This window comes from Candidatus Neomarinimicrobiota bacterium, from assembly GCA_034716895.1.
In the GTDB taxonomy this organism is placed as follows: domain Bacteria; phylum Fidelibacterota; class UBA8477; order UBA8477; family JABMPR01; genus JABMPR01.
The window spans coordinates 1-5,070 of record JAYEKW010000044.1; the positions used below are offsets into that span (position 1 = coordinate 1).

Annotated in this window: 5 protein-coding genes; 4 read left to right on the forward strand and 1 reads right to left on the reverse strand. The window is 44.3% G+C overall.

The window, feature by feature from the left end:
- Positions 1–79: 79 nt before the first annotated feature.
- The 4 genes from U9Q77_03190 (at position 80) to U9Q77_03205 (ending at position 3,080) form a co-directional block, all read left to right on the forward strand.
- On the forward strand, positions 80–736 hold the full coding sequence (locus U9Q77_03190) for a hypothetical protein (protein ID MEA3286369.1): 657 nt from the start codon (positions 80–82) through the stop codon (positions 734–736).
- Positions 737–801: 65 nt separating this feature from the next.
- Entirely contained in the window at positions 802–1,731 is a 930-nt protein-coding gene (locus U9Q77_03195; GenBank protein MEA3286370.1) for an LD-carboxypeptidase, read from the forward strand.
- Positions 1,728–2,357, forward strand: a complete 630-nt coding sequence (locus U9Q77_03200; GenBank protein ID MEA3286371.1) for a hypothetical protein — start codon at positions 1,728–1,730, stop codon at positions 2,355–2,357. The genes U9Q77_03195 and U9Q77_03200 overlap by 4 nt, the downstream gene beginning before the upstream one ends.
- Before the next feature lie 66 nt (positions 2,358–2,423).
- A complete protein-coding gene (locus U9Q77_03205) occupies positions 2,424–3,080 on the forward strand; it encodes a DUF5020 family protein (protein MEA3286372.1) in 657 nt (218 codons plus the stop codon).
- Here the strand turns inward: U9Q77_03205 and U9Q77_03210 are convergent, their stop codons facing one another.
- Positions 3,081–4,250: an amidohydrolase family protein gene (locus tag U9Q77_03210; protein ID MEA3286373.1), complete on the reverse strand. Its 1,170-nt coding sequence runs from the start codon at positions 4,248–4,250 to the stop codon at positions 3,081–3,083.
- Positions 4,251–5,070 lie beyond the last annotated feature (820 nt).

Genomic DNA, 5,070 nt, shown 5'->3' on the forward strand with positions numbered 1-5,070 from the left:
CCCAAACCCCTAAACCCCTAAACCACTAAACCACTAAACCCTTTGTATTTTTCTCCCGGGGAGTACTTTTTAAGCCAACATGAAACAGCTTATCGGATTCATCATTGTCTTATTCTTCACCAGTGCTTTTGCACAGGATTCCACCGCTTTCTATATCGGGTGGGGGAAACCCAGCTCGGCTGTATTTGCCCCCCGCGACTCCATGCGCAACCAGCAGCATACTCAGATCAAGATCGTTGACGATAAACCAGTTCTTCTCAAACGTTATGATGCAGATAATCTTCTTTTCGAACATCTTGAGAATGAATATGACCAATATGGAAACCACATCGTTCAAAAGATTTACTATAATAATGGTAAATTGCGGGAAGAAAATATTTTCAGAAATGATCCGACTGAGCTTGCCATTTTCAGGACGATCTTTGGCTCCACCTTTAATCCGGCCAACTCCAATTTTCTGATCCGGCGCGAATACAATGATTATGGACGGGAAACCGGCTACTTTGTCATCGGTATTCAGGGACGACCCATCTGCTCCAGAATAACTATTTATCGGGATGACCGACGCAAAGATCGAGAGATCCTGCGGGATGATCTGAAGCAGACCATTCTCACCGAACGTCGTTACAAGTATATTGATAATGAGAACCGAACCATTCTGGAAGAATTCAACGCTCAAGGGAAAATGGTCCAGCGGGTAGTCCTGTTCGACCACAATGACATCATTCAAAATTGATATAATCAATTCAATCAGGGGACTTCCCGCGGAAACCCCCGTTATTATTTTTAAAAGGAAGTAAAATGATCATACCTGACCCCATTCAACCCGGTGCAACCATTGCCGTTGTCTCACCCGCCTCCGCCCCCAAACCAGAAAAACTGAAACGGGGAATTGCCTACCTTAAAGCCAAAGGATATAACGTTAAAGAAGGGTCTAATCTGCGGGGAAAACATAAATACCTCTCCGGAAAGGGACCGGAACAGCTGGCTGATCTCCATGCGGCTTTTGCTGATGATAAAGTTGATATGATTATCTGTAGCCGAGGTGGATATGGAACCCCCCGCTATCTGGATGATCTTGATTACGAACTGATCGCCCAGCATCCAAAATTTTTCGTCGGATATTCTGATATTACGGCACTTCAATGTGCCCTTGGAGTTGAGACCGGACTGGTAACCATTTCCGGGGTCATGGCTGCAGTTGAAATGGCTGCAGAGGATGGAATAGACCCTTACACAGAAGCCAGTTTCTGGGATTTAGTCACCAAACCGTTTGCCAGTCAGATTTTGAAAAATCCTGAGGATATTCCCTATAAAACAGTATCCCCAGGGTCTGGTGAAGGTCCTCTGGTAGGCGGTTGTCTTTCTCTCTTCAATAATCTAATGGGAACCCCTTATTTTCCAGATGTTGCCGGTGGAATTATGGTTTTGGAAGATATTGGAGAAAATGTTCAACACATCGATCGTATGTTGAGTCAATTTAAAATGGCCGGCTATTTTCACGGAGAAGACCGAATCAACGGTCTCATGCTGGGACAATTTATAGATACTTGGGAAGAAGCTGATGAGGATGATTTTAGTCTGGCAGAATTAATCCAGGATATTATTGGTGAAGTTGATTTTCCCATTGTTTCCAATGTGGCCTACGGTCATAACATGCGCAAAATGAGTCTACCCCTGGGAGCTACCGTAAAACTGGATGGTGCAGCCGGGAGCTTAACACTATTATGACCATCGAATGGACAGAATGGCTGGGCTATGTGGCATCCGTGGTAGTGGCCGTGTCCCTGACCATGACCAATATCAAGCGCTTGCGTTTGATCAACCTACTGGGAGCCATCGCTTTCATGATTTATGGGGTTGTGTTAAGTCTTTACCCCGTGATGATTGTTAATGCCTTCATTGTCGGGATCAATATCTATTATCTGGTTCGGATCGTCCTGACCCGTGATCAGTTTCACTTGATACCCATATCGTGGGATACCAGTATATTTTTACCGCGTTTCATTGAATTTTATATAAGCGATATCCGTAAACATTTTCCCGATGTGGATATCGAAGCACTGCGCCAACATCGCACTATTTTTATCTCCAGAAATGTAGTTCCAGTTGGTTTGTTCATTTATGAGCATCAGGAAAACGGTATTATTCGGATTCACCTGGATTATGAGATTCCCATGTACAGGGACTATGAATCAGCCCGCTATTTTTTCAGAGAATTTCGGGAGATGATGCAGCAAAAAGGCTTTCACACCTATATCACCTACTGCAAGACCCCGGTTCACCAACGTTATTTGAAACGAATGAAATTTACTGAAGATTCCACTGAACCAGGTCGATATATTCGCATGATGTAAAGCAGCTCACGACTTAAGTCGTGGATTTATAGAGCCTGTTTCCAAATAGAATTAAGGAAATCGCCCATGTTTCGTAAAAATACAATTTTAATTCTTATCCTAGCCTCAATGGCTTTTCCTCAAAACCTTCAACTCCATTATGAGGCAGCAGCCGATCGGGAATACCTGGTTTCCACCTTGGAAATGTTCAAGCCGGATCAATATGGCTCCACCTTCTGGTTTGTAGATATGGAGTATGATAATTCAGGCGTAAAAGGAGGTTCCCTGGCATATTGGGAGATAGCTCGTTCTTTTACCTTGCCAGTGCCCAATCTTTCAGCAACCATCCAATACAATGATGGAGTCGCGAATTTTGGTTCTTTGGGACAGGTCTGGCTGTTAGGTGTGAATTATTATATCGACCTTGGTTTTGTGGCTTTTCCGCTGGATATCCTGTATCGGGCAGCCCAAGATTCAGATTCACCTGATTTTCAAGTAACGACTACCTGGTTTGTCCCGCTGATGGATGGCAATGTCGAGCTTTCAGGTTTTATGGACATCTGGTCACAAGACAAATCGGGTGACAACGGAAAACAGATCGTGATATTAACAGAGCCTCAACTCTGGTATAATGCCAATGAACATTTTTCGATTGGATCAGAGGTGGAGATCAGCACTAATTTCGTCTTTGGGGAAACAGGTATTCAAGTCCAGCCCACTGTTGGGTTGCGTTGGACCTTTTAATCAGGAAATCTGCCGTAGACGCTCGTTGGTAAACAAAATTATATTGTAAGGATCAGCAATACTGCTGTCAGAGCGGATCGAAACGATTTTCGCAGCTTTCCCAGGTTCCAGACTCCCGATCTTATTATCAAGCCCTAATGCCTTGGCGCCATTCAGGGTTGCCATCCGAATGATCTCATCTGGCTTAAAGCCATATTCTGCTGAGGCAGATCTCATTTCAGCCCGAATATCCATGTGCTCGGCAAAGGTTCCCAGGCAAATATTAAATCCTTTATCCTTGATCAATTGACCAGGAGCCGTTCCCAATTTCCATTGCCGGTCAAACCGGGGATGGAGACACATGTGAAAGGTCTGAGTCTGGCTGGCTAAAAGGTCAAGCTCCTCCTCCTCCACATTGATCATCTGACTGAAAATAGTATTATGTGCAGCAAAAGCACATGTCAGGAAATGACGTAGAGGCGATGTACGTGGTGGTTGCCAGCGATAATCCATGTCACCTTTTCCCAGAAGATACTGGTATATCCGACCCTGACCCTTCATGAAAAATACATCCTCATCCTTCGTGAACGCAATGGGTAGAGCAGTTCTGGTATTAGCGTTTGCAATATTCTGAAAGATATCAGGAGCAAGATTGAACAAGAATTCGCCGGCCAGATGAAAATGGGTCAGTTCTGTGTCCTTTAATCGCATGCGATCATTCCAAACCGCATGAGCATTGCTCTCCCGGAAACCATGCAGCATCTGGAAAACCACTGAATAGAGACCGGAGTGCTCCAGATGTTCGCTGACCTCAGGGTGTCTGGTGCGGATTCCAATGGCGGCAGTGCCATAGTCATAACAGCGCTTGATCGCGCTGAGCAGGTCACTTTCCACCTCCAGTTTGGAGCTTAGACGGGAAAAGTGTTTTCCGGAATGCAGCCAGTTTAGAAAACTTCCTCGAGGTGTGGTTTGAGGATCCGCTACCGGATAATCCGGATGAAACAAAGCATTGACCAGGGCAGGCGACAAAACGGTGAATCCCAGATCCTGAACCTTGTGCTTGTCCCCGGTAAAATCACTTTGTTTTCCAATGGTAATTATCTTACCATCTGATATGGTTACAAAACCGTCCCTGATGGGACCACTGATAATGGGGAGGACCCATTCTGCAAAAAAAGTACGTTCAGTCATGAAGCAATCTAATTAATAATTAAAAAATAATAATTAAAAATTGAAGATCATAATGAGATGATCCTGGGAGATATTCCCCATCATACCGAATCTCCAGTTATTCCGGACATTGAGTTCATCGAAATGTTCTTTCCATTAGCTATTGCTGTTGCGGCAGTTGAACGTACATGATTTGTATATACTTCGACTCAGTAATACCAATTTCAGTCCGCCTTCCTATAATAAAAAAAGGCTCTTCCCCCAAATGCGTACCTGGAGACGAGGATATTAGGGATATAAGGGTATACGGTATATGGATGCAAAGTGGTTTGAGTTTATGATTTGTGACGTGATTCTAATAATAGTGGATATCTCTGAATCGAAAGACATTCAGCTCGAAAGTTTGTCGTGAGCTTGCCTGTGCTGAGCAACGTCAAAGTATCAAAATACAACACCCGTTTCCTCCTCTTCGGTTACCTGCCTGTGCCTGCTCGCACGAAGTCATACTCTAGTAGGCGAAAGACTGGCTTCGGCATAGACAACCGGCCTGTCAGAGCAGACGTTTCAGCAAGTGGATACCATATACCGTATAGAGGCTGTGTGAAAACTTCATTGCAATGGAATAATTGCTTGCTAACATTAGTTTTAGTTGTCTACGTATAGTACTGTTACTATTGATACTTACCCCAGGCTTCAGCCTGGGGGTTATAAAAACCTTAAAAAAGGAGGGCTTTAGCCCAACAATGCGGGGCTAAAGCCCTAGGTAATAGTAGGTTATCATACCCCCAAGCTAAAGCATGGGGTAAGCGTTGTACTTCTTCTCACACAGCCTCTATAACCC